This window comes from Synergistaceae bacterium, assembly GCA_031272035.1.
GTDB lineage: Bacteria > Synergistota > Synergistia > Synergistales > Aminobacteriaceae > JAISSA01.
The window spans coordinates 20,305-38,337 of the sequence record JAISUO010000057.1 but is presented as its reverse complement, the minus strand read 5'-3'; the positions used below and the strand labels follow the sequence as shown (position 1 = coordinate 38,337).

Below are 18,033 nucleotides of genomic sequence, written 5' to 3'. Positions count from 1 at the left end.
CTTGCCTGTGCCGCGCAAAAGCACTCCCACGTTGTCTCCTGCCTGCGCGTTGTCCAGTATCTTCCTGAACATCTCAAGGCTCGTCGCCACAGTCTTCTGCGTATCCTTTATTCCGACTATCTCCACTTCGTCCGCCGGCTTGATGATTCCTCTCTCAACCCTGCCAGTAACTACCGTGCCGCGGCCAGTTATCGTGAACACGTCCTCTATCGGCATCAGGAACGGCTTCTCCGTCTCGCGAACCGGCGTCGGGATATAATTGTCGCACGCGTCCATCAACTCGATTATGCCCTTCGTCCACTCGTCGTCCGCGTCCGACTCCAAAGCCTTCAACGCCGATCCCCGAATTATCGGTATGTCGTCCCCGGGGAACTCGTACTTCGCCTTTGCCATCTCTTGAGCCTCCCCTGTTTTCTCCCATAATACGTATGGGGAATATCCGCCCTCAAGGGGCTTTGCCGGAACAATCTCCGGGCGATCCGAAAAATCTTCCGACGCCGTTTTATTCTCAACGCTTACGCAAAAGAGACCCGCGCCGAAATCGGAAGGCCGGATCTCTTCGAAACGCTGGAGCCGACTTCCGGACTCGAACCGGAGACCCCATCCTTACCATGGATGTGCTCTACCTGCTGAGCTAAGTCGGCTTATAAAATGGTGGTGGAGGTTGGGTTCGAACCAACGTAGGCGCTAGCCGACAGATTTACAGTCTGTTGCCTTTGACCACTCGGCCACTCCACCCCTTAAAACTTTTACTGATTGGAGCCGGCGATCCGACTTGAACGGACGACCTGCTGATTACAAGTCAGCTGCTCTACCAACTGAGCTACACCGGCAAGCCTCATCTCGGCTATCTCACAGTACAAATCAGCATTTTACAGGTGCAGTTCTGCTCTGTCAAGTCCCTGAGCCGTATTTTTCGAGCTGGTTTTCCCTGATAATACCTAAAAAATCGTTTTATTACAGAGCGTAACTTTCCCATTTTTTTCTAAGAACATCCACGGCTTCTTTTTTACCGGAAAGCCATTTTTGCCCTTCAGCAATCTGCGTCCGAACCTGATTGAAAGCAGTCCCTCCGAAGGTCTGACGCCGCGCCACGCTTTGCTCCAGGGTCAGAAGGGGAAGAAGATCCTCCCCTGCTTCGGGAAGCTGTTCCTTCCATTCTTCAGGAGTCAGGTCTTCAAAGCGTTTCTTCGCATCAATACAGTATTTCACAAGTTTTCCAACTTTCCAATGCGCGTCCCTGAAGGGGATTCCCTTTCTCACGAGGTACTCCGCGATGTCGGTGGAAAGAGCAAAACCACGGCCCAGTCCGGCACGGGCTGTCGTTTCGTCCACTTCTGTCCTCAGAATCAGAGGAATCAAAACCTCCAATATTCCGTCAACAGTTCCAAGAGATTCGAAAAGCCCCCATTTGTCCGACTGCAGGTCCCGATCGTAGGACATGGGGATCCCTTTCATCGTCACCAGCAGATCCAACATGTGACCCAGAACTTTTCCTGTCCTGCCGCGTATCAGCTCCGGTACGTCCGGATTTTTTTTCTGGGGCATGATACTGGAGCCTGTGCAGAAGGAGTCGGGAAGCTTCATCCACCCAAACTCCTGCGTGGAGTAAATGACCAGATCTTCGGCAAGACGGCTGGCATGAACGGCAAAGAGCGCGGCAAAATGATGAATATCCGCCATGTAATCCCGCTGCGCTACCGTATCCATACTGTTACGCGTTGGTCCGTCGAACCCCAGCAGCCGAGAGGTCATCTCCCGGTCGAGAGGCAGAGTGGACCCCGCCAGGGCCCCCGCGCCCAACGGGCATTCGGAAAGCGCGGCAAACGCGGACTCCAGCCGGTTGCAGTCCCTTGAAAACGCCTCGAACCACGCCATCCAGTAATGTCCCATGGAAACAGGCTGAGCCTGCTGAAGGTGCGTATAGCCCGGTACAACAATATCGACCTGATTTTCCGCCCTGTCCAAAAATGCGGACAACAAGGCAAAAAGAGCCTCCTGCAAATCCATAAGACGATCTTTCAGGTAAAGACGCACCGTCGTCGCGATCTGATCGTTGCGGCTTCGTCCCGTATGGACTTTTGCTCCCGCAGGGCCCAACAGCTCCGTCAGGCGGCTTTCGATATTCATATGGACATCTTCGAGGCTCTCAGAGGGTTGGAACTCCCCTCTGCGGATTTCCTCACGCACCGTGCGGAGGCCTTCCTCAATCCGTTCGGCCTCGCCGTTCTCCAGAAGCCCGACGGCCCCCAACATCCGCACATGAGCGATACTGCCCCGAATATCATGATCGTAAAGTCTCCAGTCCACATCCAAAGACTGTGAAAACTTCAGAACGACCTGTTCCGTTTCTTCCTTAAAACGTCCTTTCCACACCGTTCGTCTTCCTCCCCCACACAAAGATCACACATTTTTCCGTCACAGTCCTGCCCCAGACCGTTTTCGGCAAGCCAGAGTTCTCCTGGATGGTATCTCAGGGTCAGCCATGAAGCCACCTGAAGATGCAGACATTTTACGTGAACTTCACGTTCCAAAACGCTCCCCTGACAGCGAATACCTCCCACACCACCCCGGCGAAGGGAATCAAAAAGCCGCGCTTTGTAAGATCGCAGAAATTTCTGACGCACCGGGGACAACATCGCAAGCCGCAACCTCTGATGCAACACATTGAAGGCAATCCACGCGTCATACCCCCGCTCTTCTATCCAGGATTCCAGTTCAGCCACTCCTCCTCCGGACTCGGCTGTCCCGATGATACGCAGGAGCCAGGGACAGGTCAGCCAGAAAGACGTGGGAAAGGGGGAAAATCCCCGCAGGGGGGAGCACACGATCACCCTCGGACAACCAAAACAGCACCGCTCTCCCACTCCGGCAATAATAGCGGGGGCGAACTTTTTTCCTCGCATCTGGCGCAGCAGGATCGCGGAGTCGTTTCGTCTCAGGGATTGATAAAAAAAGGGGAGATTTTTTCTCTCCCCGGCCAAATCCGATACAAAAACCTTCGGGAACATGTTTCTCTTTTTAAAGTTCAAGCTCAAGTTTGAGTACAATTTTAACTTCACTTTTATAATTTCAAATTTACTTCAATAATCCACTTCAATAGAAATTCAATGTTTCTTTATTTATAAGGTCTGCAAACTGTTTATTCAGCTTTTGGGTCTGCCGCCCCCCGATTTTTTTCTTCCTGATTTGGAGGAATTCAGCTTACTGTTCAAATCCGCTATTTTGGATTCACTGAGTTTGAGGAAAGAAGCCATTTTTTTCTCAAAGCTGTCCTTGTCTTCCTTCGTTACAGGCGCCTGAATCAACGGACGCTCTTCGACCTTTTTCAGAGAAAGGTCAATACGTCCTTTTTCGTCGATTTTGATCACCCTGGCTTTGACGGTCTGTTGTAACGAGAGTATATCCTCGACCTTTTTCACGAAATTGAAAGAAAGCTCGGAGATATGCACCATTCCTTTCTGTCCCGTCGGCAGCCTCACAAACGCGCCATAAGGCATGATCTGTTCCACTGTACACTCAGTCAGGTCACCTACCCGAACCGAAGAAGTCTCTGCCTTCTTCTCCTCAACCATTAGTATTACGAACCCCCCGATTATATTTTAAGCGCCTCTGCCGAAGAAAACGAAACCCAGCGCCATTCCAAATTCTCACCGATACCCAGCCGTCTGTATAAATATAATCCACTGGCGTTGAAATGTCTGCTCTGCGGATTATACCAGATTAAAAGAGTTCCCTGTTGCTTGTTCAGCGTCAATTTGACAATTGCCTCTTCGACGATAGGGCCAAACCACGCCAGAAGAACCTCTCCCCGTTGTTGAGGACGCAAACGCTGCCACTGCAAACGGCTTGTCCGCTCCTGAGGAAGCACTTCCATCCGTTTTTTGTCGCTGCGCACTTTTGCCCTCAGCCATGTGACACTGCGAATCCGTATTTCTTCAGGAATATAGCGGGCAATTTTCGCACCTCTGGTCTTTACCAGCTCTCCGGAAAAACGGAATCCTCTGTTGGAGCAGGCAACGCCTGAAAACGTAAAAAATGCGGAACCTATGACGTTCATTTTTGTACGAATCGGATACGTTTTCACCTCCCGACGCAGAGCGACAACCTGCAACGGCTCCATAGCACAATTCAGATTTTTTATTTTTATTCTCCCCAGAAAATGGCGGGAAAAATAATCTTTTATGTCCTGCCCAACCGGCAAAGCTCATTCCTCCGTCAGGGAGACCAGGGCTTTCTGAATACGTCCGAAAGGCTCCAGGAGTTCCATCGTTTTGGCAGCGTCCACCAGCACACCGGCAATCTGACGAACCTCGTCCTCTTTCGCGGATCCCGGAAAGGCCGCCCGCAGAGGAGCGCTCACGGAATCGGCCTGAATCATGTAAATACCCTCTTCCCCCGTATTTTCCACCTCTCCGGCCGCTTCCATGGGCGAACGTCCGGAAGGCGATAAAAATACGGATTTGCCTTTCGTCTGAGACCGCAGGGGAACCACGAGATCGGCGTCTCTGCAGATCCACAATGTCGGCTTGACTTCGACGGCTTCGATGAGGCTTTCCAAAATAAGCTCCTCTCGAAGATAGACGTCAAGGGCATTGCCATATAAAATACGCTCCAGGCGTGAGGGGCGGATCGGGTCCGTATAACGAAAATCCATAGGAATTCCCCTGAAATCCACCACCAGCGAAGCTCCTCGAAAAAGCCCATCCATCCCATCGATTACGATATATCCTAAACTGTTGCTCGCAGCTGCCACAACCTCACCCCCGGAATACACCGGTCAGGCGTAGAAATCCACTTTTCCCGACGGCGCATCCTTTTTCTTTTCCGCTCTGTCCAGAGACGCGTCTTCCTGAGCATCGCCGAACCCTTCGAAGGAGTCTTCTCCGCCGGAAGAAAATCGTCTTTGTTCTTCCCGGCGGCGCTCCCGCTCATCTTCCTCCCGACGCTGGACTTTTCGAGGCTCCGTCGCCGCGAGTCCAGCCTGAACCATCTGCGTCCGCTTCACGCTTTCCTGCGCCACTTCCTGTCCCTGCCCGGTTTGCTGCGCCGCGGCAAGGGCATCCTTCGAAATCTGAGCGCTGTGTTCAATGTTGAAGTGGGCCAGCTGGAGGTTTACAGGCTGAAGCATGTCTCATCATCCTCCGTTACACATCAAGAGTCGAAAGACTTCAGGCGGACCTCCCCGCCTTCATAAACAAACGACGAAAATTTAAAAGGTTCACGCACCACATACACCGAGCCCCTTATCGTGATACTAACCCCCGGATGACAAATATCCTTGACACGAACCACGCCCTTGGCCTTGCTGAGTTCCAGGCGCTCTTCCAGTTCCTGCAGTTCAATTTCCAGCGCCTTCAGTTCCGCCTGAAGCTGGAACTTCGATTTAGTGGCCGTAAGCATCAGGGCGCGTTTTCCCTCGTCCAGCACCCCCGCGGCGTCCTGTTTCTTCAAAAAAACGAGATTCGCGTCCAGTTTTTCAATGTTGTCCTTATCCCGGGCGATCTGCGCCTGCAGCTCCTTGCGACGCTCGGCCTGAACGGGAGGAAGTCCCACGATCACTTCCGTTTTCGTCCCCATTTCACTGCCCAGGGTCTGGCAGACCACAGAAACTCCCGCCTGAATCCTTCCGCCCGCGATCTGGGATTTCTGCCCGCCCAACACCGTCACCGAATTTTGGGCCGAAACGTCACTGTGAAGAATCGCGTTTTTGATTTTTATGTCTCCGTCGCTGAAAATCGACGCCTGATCCACAAAATCCGCCGTCAGGGTTCCCCCCGCACGAATATGGGCCTTCCCCATACCGCGAACCCCGCCCTTTATGGTGATGTCCCCAACGCTCTCGATGCGGGCGCCCTCCACCATCTCGCGAATTTCCACGTTTCCTCCGGCAATGACCTCGAATCCCTCCCGCACGGAGCCTTCAACCTTCACACTTCCTGAAAAATTGATGTTTCCCACGCCAAAATCCACGTCCGTTTTGACCTCCAGCTCGGGGAGAACGATGAGTTTCCCGTTTTTGCGGGAAAGACGACCGTCAATCGAGGCAAAGAGGGCGAGACCATCCTCGGAAGGTTCCAGTCCGCTCTCGAAGGAAAAATTCGTATCCTTCCCCGCCGCGGCTTTGATAACAGTCCCCAGTACGGACATGCCGTCCTCTCCCTGAGTGGCGGGGTATTTGACGGCAATTTTATCGCCTTTCTTTACGTTGACGAAAATACTCCTCGTTCGGTGGTCAATTTTTTGCGCATCCTCATTCACCTGCGGAACGTTGTCGGGGTCCAGCAACAGTTCGATTCGGGCATTCTCTCCCGGACAAGGCTCCTTTCCCCGGGCAATCACCACAGGTTCGCCATATATTTTCAGAGAAACCAGTTTTTCCAAGGCATCTTCATCAATTCCAAAAACGACATCCTTTTGCTTCAGCGCCTCTTCAATCTCTTTTCTTTCAGGCCAGGGATGGATAAAAAAGGGCGGCTCCACCGTCACTGTGGCACTCAAAGAACTTTTATCCACCTGCACCGTAAATTCCGCGCAATGCTCATCTTCCGGATTACGTCCAGCGATTTTCCGGCGGGTGCGATATTTTTGACGCACAAAGTCTTCTATCGCTTTTTCGTCATATTTTCGAATACCTTTAGCGCGCAACAGATCCGCGACGGAACGCGACGTCAAATCATCGGTCAGAGCCGAAATCCATACTCCTTCCGAGTCGGCTTCTATTCTCGCAATCTCCTCACTCACTGCCGGGGCCTCCTTTACAGGTCACAGTCCTTTTACTTTTATACTAAACGAGCAACGCTCTCAATTCTGCTATCGCCCGGCCATGAATCTGGGAGATTCGCGATTCCGTCACTCCTAAAATACGGCCGATCTCCTTCAGGGTCAGTCCCTCGTAGTAATAAAGCGAGAGCACCTGCATCTCCCTTTCGGGGAGTTGCTTCAAAGCCAGCGTAATACGGCTGATGTCGTCCTGATTCTCCAGAGAAGAAGCGATGTCTTCCGACTCGTCGGCCAGAACGCCGTCGAGGTTGACCTCTCCCTCTTCGAGAGAAATTACTTCATCAAGAGAAACGATATAACTCCGACTGGAAAGCTCAAGCGTTTCCCGATATGTTTTTTCATCGACACCCATAGCCTCTCTGAGCCAGGCATCCGTCACTTTTCCTTTATCCTGCAGCACTTTTTCTATAGCTCTGTTCAATTTTTGAAGTTTTTCACGACCTGTCCTGGAAATCCAGTCATACTTACGCAATTCATCCAACACGGCCCCCCGAATTCGGGGAACGGCAAAAGTCTGAAAGGAATAACCTCTGGAAGGATCAAATCTGTCAATCGCGTCAAGGAGCCCAAAAACTCCAAAACTCAGAAGGTCTTCATAATCCAGCCCTGCCGGGGCGGAAACAGCCATACGACCGACCACATACCGGATAAGCGGGAGGTATCGCTTAACGATTCGTTCCTTGTGTTCCGCCGCAGGTTGTCTGCCGTATTCACGCCAAAGTTCAGCATCAGGAATTTCTGAACCCAAGGAATTTTCACCTCCTCCGCTATATTTCCGCCTTGCCCTTACCCAAAGTTTTAATTGTCAACATCCACGTATCCGTTGAAAATTCAACTGTCCGCCCCTTGTTGCCGCCTGTATCCGAGGCGATCAGCGGGATACCCGCTTTGGCCAGAAACGCCGTGGTTTCCTTCACGTTGCGGCTTCCAACCGCTAAAAAATCGGTAGGCGCGCCAGGCAGGGCAAACATTTGCGCTCCCCCCGCTATTTTGGCCTTCATGCGCGCCTTCGAAGCTCCTTTTTTTATCATTTCATCGATAAGCGCAGGAACTGCGGTGTCCGCAAATTTCCCGATTTTTTCTGTCGTGCGGGCCCCGCGGCTGTCCGGAAGCATAATATGCACCATTCCCGCAACTTTGGCGATAGAATCGAAGATCACCAGACCGATACAGGATCCCAGCCCCAGAGTCACAAGTTTTGCCGGCGCCACAGCCACGACAAGATCCGCCATCCCTACATGATAGGTGTTTTCCATGACTACAGAACCTGCAGCTTTCTCAGGAGAAGCTCCAGCGCGTCAGGATCCGGCAACATGATGATATTCCCCGAAATATGGCGACTGCCATCGCCTATCCGGAGTTCTGTATTGACGAGCAGAGCCATCTCACCCATCTGCCCAAAAATGGACGCCACCACTTCCAGAATGGACGCCAGCATGTCATGAGCGACGCCCGGCACAGATATTTGGTGTTTCGTCCCAATCAGCATATTGATCGCGTTCAAAAACGAACTCAGAATAATATTGCCGACCTCGGAAAGAGCGCTGTCCCGCATTTCCTGAGGAAGATCTGCGGGCACCGCATCTCCAAACTGCTGTTTGAGAAGAAGATCCACCATCATTGATGAGTCTTCTTCATTTTGTATAAAAATCAAACTGCAGCCGAATTCCCCCAAAGAGCGGACAAAAACCGCCGCAACCGTCGCGTTGGGGTCTCCGTAATCATAGTATTCCGCCAGCGAATAAATGGACACCAGATCCGCCTTGGGAACATCCATATCAATCATGCAGGACAAAAGTTTCGACAATGCAGTGGCGGCGTTGCCCGTTCCTATGTTGCCGACCTCTCGAATGGCATCCAGTTGCAGATTGTTGAACGAACTCAAATCCAGCATGACTGTCTCCTTCGTCAAACCTTGGTACTATAAAGTGAAGCTACATCCAGTATAAGCGCTACATTACCATCTCCAAGAATTGTCGCACCCGCAATTCCCTTGATTTTTGACAGGAATCTGCCCAGAGATTTAATAACGATTTCCTGCTGCCCGATAAGAGCGTCCACGATAAATCCGATCTTGTTCTTACCGATCTTGACCACCACGACCGGATATTCGTCCCGATGAGAACTCTCCGCTTCGGTTCCGAGGACATCTCCAAGATCGCTCAGAGAAAGCACCTCTCCCCGCAGCAGCGTCGCCGGCGCACCGTGTACGGTCTTGATATTCTCCCGTTTGACCAGAATGGTCTCTTCCACATTTTCCAGAGAAATCGCATAGGTTTCGTTGCCCACCTTGATCAGCAGGGACAGAACGATCGCCAGCGTCAACGGCAGACGCAGATAAACACTGGTTCCCACTCCTGCACGGGAAACCAGATCCAGCTGACCGCCCAGCGATTCCACCTTGGTTTTCACGGCATCCATTCCGACGCCTCTGCCCGATATGTCCGTGATGGTCTCCGACATGCTGAATCCTGGCAGAAGAACGACCTGAATAATTTCTTCAGCTGACATGGAAGCCGCGCTCTCTTCCGTCAGGAAGCCCCGTTCTATGGCCTTTTTCCTGATTTTTGCGGGATCCATGCCCTGACCGTCGTCCGTCACTTCAATGATGACTCCGCTGCCCTCCTGGTAGGCGGAAATCTTCAGGGTTCCCTTTTCCGGTTTTCCCAGCTCCCGACGCTTTTCCTTCGTTTCGATTCCATGGTCCAGAGAGTTTCGGATGAGATGGACCATCGGATCGCCGATTTCGTCTATGACGGTACGGTCCAGTTCCGTATCCTGCCCTTCGAGAACCAGTTCGACCTCTTTTCCCAGAGATTTTGAAAGGTCCCGAATGAGTCTCGGGAATCGATCGAAGGTAAAGGACACCGGAACCATGCGCAGTTTCGTCACCAGTTCCTGAATATCCCCCGAAATCCGGCCCAATTGAGAGAGGGGTTCATCAAATTCACGAAGACGGGCTTCCTGCACAAGCCTTTCGATCCGGGCCCGACCGATGACCAGCTCTCCCACCAGATTCATCAGTTTGTCCAGACGACCGATGTCGACGCGCACGGTCTGACTGCCCTTTTTCGACTCGACTCTGGGGATGCCGGCCGGATGATGGGCAGGATCCTCCTGAGCGGGTTTCTTCGCGGAAGCTCCCTCCGGAGAAGGCGCGGCGGCGGTTTCCTGCTTCGGAGCGCTTCCTTCGGTGCTTTCGCCCTGGGCAGCGGTCTTCTGGTCTTCTTTCAGCTCTTCCATCTCCACTTTCTCGATGTCGCTGATCCTCTCCACCGCTTTCCGGATTTCATCCGGCTCTTTCTCGGAAGTGGCCAGAACGATAGTGAAATCCAGCTCGAAATCCTCGTTCTCCAGAGATTCCACGGAAGGTTCTGTTTTGATAACGTCTCCCATTTCCTCCAGGCGGTTGACGACCATATAGGCGCGGGCCGCCTTCAGCAGACAGGTCTCGCTGAGAATAATATGGATCCTGAAAACCCTCATTCCAATTGTTTCCGCTTCTTCAACCCACTCCACTTCCTGTTTCGACAAAGAAGCGTCTGAATCGAGTTTCTTTTCTTCTCCGCTTTTTTTCTCTTCCTTTGGAGCCGGAGCAGCAGCCTTGCCTCCCGCCGGCGGGGTCTCTATAATATTGCGCAGAGACGACACCAGTTCCGACACGTCGATATGGGCGTCATTCCCGCCCTCCCGGATGGAGTCGACCATGGCCTGCATGGTATCAAGGGAAGAAAACATGAGATTCATGTCGGCATCGTTGAGGTGATGGGTTCCCTTTCGAGCGGCATCCAGACGATCTTCCAACGCGTGTGTCAGCCCCGCCATTTTCTCGAAACCCATGGTGGCCGACATGCCCTTCAGCGTGTGGGCGGAGCGAAAAATTTCATTGATGACCTCTATATTTGTGGAATCCTTTTCCAGTTCCAGCAAGAGATCGTCCAGGCGCTGCAAATTATCGCCCGCTTCATCCAAAAAAGCTCCCAGATATTGACTCATATCCATTTCAGTCATGGTCCATCATCCCCAAACTCGTGAATTCCAAAACTCTTTTACAGACTTTCCTGCGTATCTATTCTATCTATGCTTTTATACTCTTCAGAAGCGCGCCCGGAATTTCCGAAAGCGGCAGAAGCTCATCCACTACCCCTGCTTCCACAGCGGCCTTCGGCATACCATAAACGACGCAGGTCTCCTGAGATTCCGCAATAATATAAGCTCCTTTTGAGCGGAGAGCCACCGCACCGTCCGCACCGTCTCTCCCCATGCCCGTCAGGATGATGCCCACGGCTTTACCGCCAAATTCGTCCGCCACACTCAAAAACATTATATTCGCAGAAGGTTTTACAGACAACAGCGGAGGGGCATCCGAGAGAGAACAACAGGGAACGCCCCCCTTGCGCTTTATGATCAGATGGCTGCCTCCCGGGGCAATAACGGCGCATCCCGGCGCCAGTTCCATTCCCTCCCGTCCCTCCTTCACCGACAGTTCGGAAAGGGAATCGAGGCGTTTGGCAAAAGACGCCGTAAAATCTTTAGGCATGTGCTGAGTAATCACCAGAGGAAGAGGGAAATTTCCCGGAAGCCTGGCCAGGAGCTGCTGCAGCGCTACAGGTCCCCCCGTCGAGGCCGCTATGGCCACGATGTCCCGCCGCCCTCCTCTGGCAGGGGAAGGTATTACCTTCTGTGGGGCCTGCTCCGGCTGCGAAGGGGGCTCTTTTCTCACGGAAGGCCGTACCAGCGCCGTGCTGGCCATGATGACCTTGGCGATGAGTTCCGCCCCCACCTCCTTAATGTCCAGAGAAATCGACGCAGAAGGTTTGGCGACAAAATCCACACAACCAAGAGCAAGGGCCCGCAGGGTGGTTTGAGCGCCCTCTTTCGTGAGGCTGCTGACCATGATGACAGGCATGGGATGCTCCTTCATGAGCTCTTCCAGCATGGAAAGGCCGTCCATATTGGGCATCTCCACATCCAGCGTCACCACATCGGGAGACAGAGACTTCACCTTGGCAAGACCGTCACGCCCGTCCCGGGCCATACCGACAACCTCTATACGCGGATCCGCCGCCAGAATATCCCCCAGCATTCTGCGCATCAAAGCAGAGTCGTCCACAACGAGTACCCTGATCTTCGATCCATTCATATAAACGTCAACCTCGCGTCATAAGTTCCTGCTGCCTGATATAACTGCCCAGGATTTTTTCTGTAAAAGCCGCAAGTCCTTCATAGGCAACTCCCGCTTCCAGAGACCCCGGGTTCTTTTGTAATATTTTAACCATTTTTGCGATAATAAAAAAGGTTACATTACCGACGCTGAGCTGTAAAATATATCGACCGCCTTCCAGGCAAAAGCCGGCCTGAGTTTCTTTCAGTACAATCCCGGCGCCTCCCAGGCTGATGTCAGAAACCCTGGCGGAAATCCATTCTCCGGGAGGAAGCGTCGTTCCCTCCGGCAGTTCCGTGTCACATCCCACAAAGCAGAGATCAACCTTCATGGCAGACGGGACTCTGACAAACATTCTGCGCTGAACTTTCTCCAGAACCGTCAGCATCTTCAGCCACAAAACAGGGAACGTGACGTTGATCGTACTCCGTAACACCAGAACCATCGCCTGATAAAAACAGGTGCTGGATTCCACTTTCATCAGAAGTTCCGTGCTTCGAAGCGCGGGCAGAAGCGCGCCCTTCACCATGGGGTGAGCCACTCCCAGCAGACCGTTTTCCAGTTCTTCGATACGAGAAGGATACGTCCCCTTATAAAGCCCTGAGGTTATTATCAGTTCTATTTTGGAGCCCACCAGCTCTTCAAGCAGTTTCTGAGACTGTTCAAATTCCGTATTCATGCTCACCTCTCCATGAAATATCCTCGGGTCAGCCTGAAGAAAAATGCTTTCAAACCCCGCGGTGGATTAAAATTAGCAACCCCTTTTTCAGGTGTCCCCATCAGGGCGTATCCAAGTTTCCTTATGGACTCCGAGGCCCGGGAAGCGGGGTAAAGCTGATAAAATGGCTTCCTTATGCGCACAGCTCTTCCAACCAGATCGTCTTTCAAAATACAGCCTATATAGTGTATCGACAACCCCAGGAAACGATTGGCCGCCATGCGGATGCGAGTGGCGACTTCAATACCCTCTTCTTCGCTGCCGGCCATGTTGACAACAAAAGCGATGTCCGTTTTTCCGGCAACTTCCGGCGACGTTCTGAGGGCCTTCAGAACACCATAAGCATCGCGTATGGCCGTAGGTTCAGGCGTCGTCACCAAAATTGCCGTATCCGCCGCCCAGGCGAAAGTGAGGACGCTTCTGTGAAGCCCCGCCCCCGTATCGACAATTAAAATATCGGCACGATCCTCCAAAACCGCAAGGGTATCAATCAGATCCATCAGTTGTTCTTCGTTCAAATCCGCCAGTTCCCGTATTCCCGACCCGCCAGGCAGAATCCACACATTGTGCGCGAATTCGATGAGAACATCGTCTATCGATCGGCTTCCATCGATCAGGTGCGAAATATTGTATTTTGCGGTAATGCCGCAGAGCATATCCAGATTGGCCAGGCCGAGATCCGCGTCCATAAGAACGACCCTCTGCTCCTGCTCCCCCAGAGCACAGGCCAGGTTCAGCGAAAGATTGCTCTTGCCCACGCCGCCCTTTCCGCTGAGAACGGACAGAGTTTTCAGGTTCCCGGGATTTCCGGCGGGACGATTTTCCTGCCGGTGAAGTTCGACTATGCGTCGCAGCTCCCTTGCCTGGTCGGGAAAAACCATATCTGACCGGCTCATGCGTCTTTCCTGCCTTCTTCTCCCAGCAACAGACTCACAAAACGCGCCCCTGAAGCCACTTCGATGTCATTGGGAACGTTCTGCCCCGTGGTAAAAAAGGATACGGGACGTTCAAGAGCCTGTAAAATGTTGAACAGCGCCCCATAGCTCACCGTTTCGTCCAGCTTGGTGAAGATAACGTGAGAAATGGGAACCACCGCCATCCGGTCGACGACGTCCAGCATGTCTCTGTACTTCATGTTGGCGGACAAAACCAGATGAACCGCATCGGGCCTGAACACGTCGTAGAGAGTTTCAAAAGCCTCAAGGTTTTTGCGGTCCCTCTGACCCCGCCCCGCCGTATCCAGCAGAATGAGCTCCGCGTTTGAATGAGCTTCGAGGATTTCCGCAAAATTTTCCGCTTCGAAAATCACCTCTATGGGCACGCCCAATATTTTGGCGTAGGTCCGAAGCTGATCCACGGCGGCTATTCTGTAGGTGTCGCTGGTCAGCAACAGCACGTTTCGATGCTCCCATAACGCCTGTATCGCGGCCAGCTTCGCTATGGTCGTGGTCTTTCCCACTCCCGTGGGACCCAGCAGCATGACCTTGCGTCCTCCCATGACGTCCCCCGGCATACTGGAAGCGCAGCGAACCTTCGAAACCAGCCACTTTTCAAAAGGTTCCCTGTTATCTTTCGCTCTGTACTCCTCCACCAGGCGCCGCGCGTAGCCAGGATCCACTTCCGTATCAAGAAGCCTCCGGTAAATATCGTCCGACTCTATGGCCTCGACGCTTTTCGGAACGGCCGGAACAATACCGGGAAGGCCCGCCTCAAAAATTTTATGTCCGGCGATATCCGCGTTTTTCACCTGATCGAGACGGGACAAAACAGAATTGAGCCGCTTTGAGAGATCTTCCACTTCCTCCCGAAGCTTGTGGCTGTCCGATTCCTCCGGCATCTTCTCCTGACGGCCAACGTTGTCGAGGCCCTCCCGGGAAAGATACACGCTGTCGACCTCCTGCACGTCCTTCCGGATCCCCTGGGGAGAATAAATGACTCTCGCTCCCTCCGCAGGCGCTCTTTGCGCAACGGACTGAAACTGGGGCGTTTCAACAACCATTCCGTTACCGCCCAGGCCATTTTTGGCCTCCGTGGCCTGCTTGAACTCCAACAGTTTTTGAAAGGCCACCAACCGTTCCCGGGCGGCGTTGTCCTCTTTATCCTTTTCTCTGCTTTTCGCTTTTTCTTCTTTTTGGTCGTCCTGTAAAATTCCGGCAGAAACCATCAGGACGCTTCTCTGGAAAAAACCCATAAAACCACCCATGCGAACCGCCCGCGTGGACAGAATAACGGCGTCCTTTCCCAACCTTTCGCTGGCCAGCCTCAGGGCGTCCGCGTCATCTTTGGCTTCAAAGCTGATCTGATTGACAACCCTCATCACTCCACCATTCCCACCGTTTTAATTTGGATTCCATGAGCAATCTCATTGTAAGATACCACAAAAATATTGGTAATGGTTCCTTCGATAAGCCGCCTTACCACAAGCCGAACGTTGGGATGAACCAGCAGGACGGGAGGCAGATTACGGATAATCATATCATCGACGGAGCGGGATATGGCGGCGATCATTTTCTGTACTTCACGCGGATCCATGTTCAACTGCCATCCCCTTGCGAGATCCCCGTCCATCGCCGACATGATTTTCTGTTCCCAGTTTGGCGACAGCGTCACCACCGTAATGACGCCGTCCGCTCCCTGAATTTTAAGAGAAATAAGCCGGGACAAAGCCTCTCTGGCGCGCTCCGTAAGAAAATCTACGCTGCGGGAAAGTTTTCCATAGTCCGCCAAAGCCTCGAAAATCGTTACAAGGTCTCTTATAGGAACCTGCTCGCGTATAAGATTCTGCAGAACTTTCTGGATTTCTCCCAGCGAAAGCGACCCCAGCAATTCCTCCACCACGGCCGGCGCGTTTTCCTTCACCATATTGGTGAGTTTCTGCACCTCCTGCCGCGTCAGAAGTTCCGCGCCATTTTTTCGAATGACTTCCGACAGATGGGTCGCCAAAACCGAGGGGGCATCGACCACGGTATAGCCCATCGATTCCGCCTTGTCCCGAAGATCCGGGGAGATCCAGAGAGCGGGCAGCCCAAAAGCGGGTTCCGTGGTCGGTATGCCCACGAGTTCCTCCTCCACCGCGCCTGTGTTCATGGCCAGATAATGATCGGGAAGAAGCTCGCCCCTTCCGGCCTCGGCGCCCTTGACCCGGAGCACATACTCCGTCGGTTTGATCTGGATATTGTCCCTTATGCGGATGGGGGGCACGATCAGCCCCAACTCCACGGCCATTTGTTTGCGAATCGTCCCGATGCGCTCCAGCATATCTCCCCCCTGGGCAGGATCCACCAGAGGAATGATCGCGTACCCGATCTCCGCTTCCATCGGTTCAACGGTCAAAAGACGCATGACATCTTCGGGGGACGAGGCGGATGCGGGCTGCTGCCCCTCCGCGGGACGCCCCGGAGCGGACGCGGTTCCGGCGGATGAAGCGCCGCCCCGCTCTCCCTGTCGCTGTTTTTCTCCCGCCTCTATGGCCTGGACCGTTCCTTCACGGGCGACAACATACCCCGTCACAGCCAAAAGAGTTCCCAGTATAATGAAAGGAACGGTGGGGAGCCCCGGAATGAGGGCAAGAGCGAACAAAAGTCCCGCGCCAATGTAAAGCGGCCGCGGATACCGGGTGAAAATCCCCACGAGGTCCTGCCCCAGATCGGACTCCGAAGCGGCCCGGGTGACAATGACGCCCGTCGCGGCGGAAAACAGCAGAGCCGGAATCTGGGACACAAGACCGTCCCCGACGGTCAGAAGGCTGTAGAGCGCCGCGGCCCTGCCCACCGGCATTCCCCGCTGAAAAACTCCTATGGCGAGGCCGCCAAGAATGTTGATCATCGTTATCAACAACCCGGCTATGGCATCTCCCTTGACAAACTTCGAGGCTCCATCCATCGCTCCGTAAAAATCGGCTTCACGCTGAATATCCTTTCGGCGCGTCCGGGCTTCCTGTTCATCAATCAGCCCCGAGTTCAGATCCGCATCGATGGACATCTGCTTTCCTGGCATGGCGTCCAGGGTGAAGCGAGCCGCTACCTCGGCGACCCGCTCCGCGCCCTTCGTGACCACAACAAGCTGAATAATGACCAGGATGAGGAAGATGACGGCTCCTACAACGTAATTTCCCCCCACCACGAAGTCCCCGAAAGCGAGAATGATTTCTCCCGCGTATCCGTTCAGCAGAATGAGACGGGTCGTCGAAACGTTGAGGGCGATGCGAAAAAGCGTCACAATGAGCAGCAGCGTGGGGAAAACGGAAAGATCCAACGCTCGTTTGACGTAGAAGGTAACGAGTAAAACGACGACGCCCAGAGTGATGTTGCAGGCCAGCAATACGTCGACCATCCATGTCGGCAGCGGGATAACCATCATGCCGACAACGAGGACCATTAAAAGAGCTACTCCGATGTCCGAGTAATAAAGTATTTTTTTCAGAACGGACATTTCCGCTCCCGCCGCAGACGCCACCCTTGTTCCTCCCCTGTCGATACGTTCATCCCGCCAAAAACGAGACCTGATTCTTCCTCAATCGTTTCCCTGATCGTTTTTTTATTTCGCGTTTTTTATTTCTGTTTTCCCGCTTCCGTTTCCATGAGAACGTCTCTATTGTACATGAAGAAACCTGAAAACACTTCGACAGGAATCATAAAAAATAGACTCAAAAAGCCGTTTTTCGAAAAAAAACTTAAACATAAACACGTAAAATCAGTGATTTTCAATCCTGAAAATAAAGGACTGCAGCTTTCCGCGCCCCCGAAATACGATAAAAACACAGGTCATCATTCCTGCCGCACACAAAAACCCCGCGTTGCAGCCGCTGGTTTTGTCTTCAATATGAGGAGGCGTCGTTCCCTCTTTCCATATGGCGCTTTCGGAGTTGATTTTAACACGCCCAATAACGTCCAAATCGAGATTTCCGTAAATTTTAACGGTTCCGGACGTCGTCGAAGTGAAGGTAACCTGATAGGTCATTTCATCCACCGTCACCGCCGGCAGTTCAAAAGGAGAGTTCAGCGTGGGATCTGCCCCGGGGATCGGAATGGGGGTTCTCAGCGTCACCGTTTTATTGTAATCCCATGCGTTGATGCCGAGCTTCGAAGCGTTGAGCTCCACCTGAACGTTGTAGCCCAAAAGCGTCTGATCGCCGCTGTCCGTTTTCGTCAGGACCTCCAGACTGCCGCTGTCCTCCAGTTCAGTTCTCAAAATTCCCTTTTCCGCGTATCCTCCGCCCTTCAAAAGCCAGGTTCCTCCTATATCGTACGCCGACGCGGAACCGGCAGGCAAAAACAAACCCGCCGCCAGAACCGCCCCCGCCAGGAACGCCAGGAATCTGTACGCCTTCGACTGTCTCTTCAGCCGTATTGTCAATTTTCTCCCCCCT

17 protein-coding genes, 3 tRNA genes and 1 pseudogene are annotated in these 18,033 nt (G+C 53.0%); all 21 read right to left on the bottom strand.

Going from position 1 to position 18,033, the window contains the following annotated elements:
• Window positions 1–384: pseudogene (gene tuf, locus LBR61_07270) on the bottom strand (elongation factor Tu).
• Between the two features lie 184 nt (window positions 385–568).
• A tRNA-Thr gene (locus LBR61_07265) sits at window positions 569–644 on the bottom strand.
• 8 nt (window positions 645–652) lie between these two features.
• Window positions 653–738: transfer RNA gene (locus LBR61_07260), tRNA-Tyr, on the bottom strand.
• 19 nt (window positions 739–757) lie between these two features.
• Window positions 758–833: transfer RNA gene (locus LBR61_07255), tRNA-Thr, on the bottom strand.
• 124 nt (window positions 834–957) lie between these two features.
• Window positions 958–2,376 (bottom strand): argininosuccinate lyase, encoded by a 1,419-nt coding sequence (gene argH / locus LBR61_07250; GenBank protein MDR1731878.1) that lies wholly within the window; start codon window positions 2,374–2,376, stop codon window positions 958–960.
• Window positions 2,331–2,984 carry a DUF501 domain-containing protein gene (locus LBR61_07245; GenBank protein ID MDR1731877.1) on the bottom strand — a complete coding sequence of 218 codons (654 nt, stop codon included), beginning with the start codon at window positions 2,982–2,984 and terminating at the stop codon, window positions 2,331–2,333. Before LBR61_07245 ends, argH begins: the two co-directional genes overlap by 46 nt.
• A 162-nt stretch (window positions 2,985–3,146) precedes the next feature.
• Window positions 3,147–3,575, bottom strand: coding sequence for a S1 RNA-binding domain-containing protein (locus LBR61_07240; GenBank protein ID MDR1731876.1), 429 nt, complete (start codon window positions 3,573–3,575; stop codon window positions 3,147–3,149).
• Window positions 3,576–3,595: 20 nt separating this feature from the next.
• The gene (locus LBR61_07235) at window positions 3,596–4,060 is read right to left on the bottom strand and encodes a hypothetical protein (GenBank protein ID MDR1731875.1); all 465 of its coding nucleotides are present in this window, start codon (window positions 4,058–4,060) and stop codon (window positions 3,596–3,598) included.
• A gap of 147 nt (window positions 4,061–4,207) precedes the next feature.
• Window positions 4,208–4,756, bottom strand: coding sequence for a hypothetical protein (locus LBR61_07230; GenBank protein MDR1731874.1), 549 nt, complete (start codon window positions 4,754–4,756; stop codon window positions 4,208–4,210).
• 24 nt (window positions 4,757–4,780) lie between these two features.
• Window positions 4,781–5,131 carry a hypothetical protein gene (locus LBR61_07225; protein ID MDR1731873.1) on the bottom strand — a complete coding sequence of 117 codons (351 nt, stop codon included), beginning with the start codon at window positions 5,129–5,131 and terminating at the stop codon, window positions 4,781–4,783.
• Between the two features lie 23 nt (window positions 5,132–5,154).
• Window positions 5,155–6,744 (bottom strand): FapA family protein, encoded by a 1,590-nt coding sequence (locus tag LBR61_07220; GenBank protein ID MDR1731872.1) that lies wholly within the window; start codon window positions 6,742–6,744, stop codon window positions 5,155–5,157.
• Between the two features lie 43 nt (window positions 6,745–6,787).
• The gene (locus LBR61_07215; GenBank protein ID MDR1731871.1) at window positions 6,788–7,531 is read right to left on the bottom strand and encodes a FliA/WhiG family RNA polymerase sigma factor; all 744 of its coding nucleotides are present in this window, start codon (window positions 7,529–7,531) and stop codon (window positions 6,788–6,790) included.
• Between the two features lie 19 nt (window positions 7,532–7,550).
• Window positions 7,551–8,039: a chemotaxis protein CheD gene (locus LBR61_07210; GenBank protein ID MDR1731870.1), complete on the bottom strand. Its 489-nt coding sequence runs from the start codon at window positions 8,037–8,039 to the stop codon at window positions 7,551–7,553.
• A gap of 2 nt (window positions 8,040–8,041) precedes the next feature.
• Window positions 8,042–8,677, bottom strand: a complete 636-nt coding sequence (locus LBR61_07205) for a chemotaxis protein CheC (protein ID MDR1731869.1) — start codon at window positions 8,675–8,677, stop codon at window positions 8,042–8,044.
• A gap of 14 nt (window positions 8,678–8,691) precedes the next feature.
• Window positions 8,692–10,794: a chemotaxis protein CheA gene (locus LBR61_07200; GenBank protein MDR1731868.1), complete on the bottom strand. Its 2,103-nt coding sequence runs from the start codon at window positions 10,792–10,794 to the stop codon at window positions 8,692–8,694.
• 67 nt (window positions 10,795–10,861) lie between these two features.
• The gene (locus tag LBR61_07195) at window positions 10,862–11,926 is read right to left on the bottom strand and encodes a chemotaxis response regulator protein-glutamate methylesterase (GenBank protein ID MDR1731867.1); all 1,065 of its coding nucleotides are present in this window, start codon (window positions 11,924–11,926) and stop codon (window positions 10,862–10,864) included.
• Window positions 11,927–11,933: 7 nt separating this feature from the next.
• Window positions 11,934–12,626 (bottom strand): flagellar brake domain-containing protein, encoded by a 693-nt coding sequence (locus tag LBR61_07190; protein ID MDR1731866.1) that lies wholly within the window; start codon window positions 12,624–12,626, stop codon window positions 11,934–11,936.
• Window positions 12,627–12,628: 2 nt separating this feature from the next.
• Window positions 12,629–13,561 (bottom strand): MinD/ParA family protein, encoded by a 933-nt coding sequence (locus LBR61_07185; protein ID MDR1731865.1) that lies wholly within the window; start codon window positions 13,559–13,561, stop codon window positions 12,629–12,631.
• On the bottom strand, window positions 13,558–14,982 hold the full coding sequence (gene flhF, locus LBR61_07180; protein MDR1731864.1) for a flagellar biosynthesis protein FlhF: 1,425 nt from the start codon (window positions 14,980–14,982) through the stop codon (window positions 13,558–13,560). Before flhF ends, LBR61_07185 begins: the two co-directional genes overlap by 4 nt.
• Window positions 14,982–17,096 (bottom strand): flagellar biosynthesis protein FlhA, encoded by a 2,115-nt coding sequence (flhA, locus tag LBR61_07175; GenBank protein ID MDR1731863.1) that lies wholly within the window; start codon window positions 17,094–17,096, stop codon window positions 14,982–14,984. Before flhA ends, flhF begins: the two co-directional genes overlap by 1 nt.
• Window positions 17,097–17,357: 261 nt before the next feature.
• Complete coding sequence (locus LBR61_07170; GenBank protein ID MDR1731862.1) at window positions 17,358–18,020, bottom strand: hypothetical protein; 663 nt, start codon at window positions 18,018–18,020, stop codon at window positions 17,358–17,360.
• Window positions 18,021–18,033: the final 13 nt, after the last annotated feature.

Bases quoted from the DNA above. Each gene is read 5' to 3' on its own strand.
- LBR61_07185 (MDR1731865.1), bottom strand. From the start codon at position 13,561: ATGAGCCGGTCAGATATGGTTTTTCCCGACCAGGCAAGGGAGCTGCGA.
- flhF (MDR1731864.1), bottom strand. From the start codon at position 14,982: ATGAGGGTTGTCAATCAGATCAGCTTTGAAGCCAAAGATGACGCGGAC.
- LBR61_07225 (MDR1731873.1), bottom strand. From the start codon at position 5,131: ATGCTTCAGCCTGTAAACCTCCAGCTGGCCCACTTCAACATTGAACAC.
- LBR61_07210 (MDR1731870.1), bottom strand. From the start codon at position 8,039: ATGGAAAACACCTATCATGTAGGGATGGCGGATCTTGTCGTGGCTGTG.
- LBR61_07200 (MDR1731868.1), bottom strand. From the start codon at position 10,794: ATGACTGAAATGGATATGAGTCAATATCTGGGAGCTTTTTTGGATGAA.
- LBR61_07240 (MDR1731876.1), bottom strand. From the start codon at position 3,575: ATGGTTGAGGAGAAGAAGGCAGAGACTTCTTCGGTTCGGGTAGGTGAC.
- LBR61_07190 (MDR1731866.1), bottom strand. From the start codon at position 12,626: ATGAATACGGAATTTGAACAGTCTCAGAAACTGCTTGAAGAGCTGGTG.
- flhA (MDR1731863.1), bottom strand. From the start codon at position 17,096: ATGTCCGTTCTGAAAAAAATACTTTATTACTCGGACATCGGAGTAGCT.
- LBR61_07205 (MDR1731869.1), bottom strand. From the start codon at position 8,677: ATGCTGGATTTGAGTTCGTTCAACAATCTGCAACTGGATGCCATTCGA.
- LBR61_07195 (MDR1731867.1), bottom strand. From the start codon at position 11,926: ATGAATGGATCGAAGATCAGGGTACTCGTTGTGGACGACTCTGCTTTG.
- LBR61_07235 (MDR1731875.1), bottom strand. From the start codon at position 4,060: ATGAACGTCATAGGTTCCGCATTTTTTACGTTTTCAGGCGTTGCCTGC.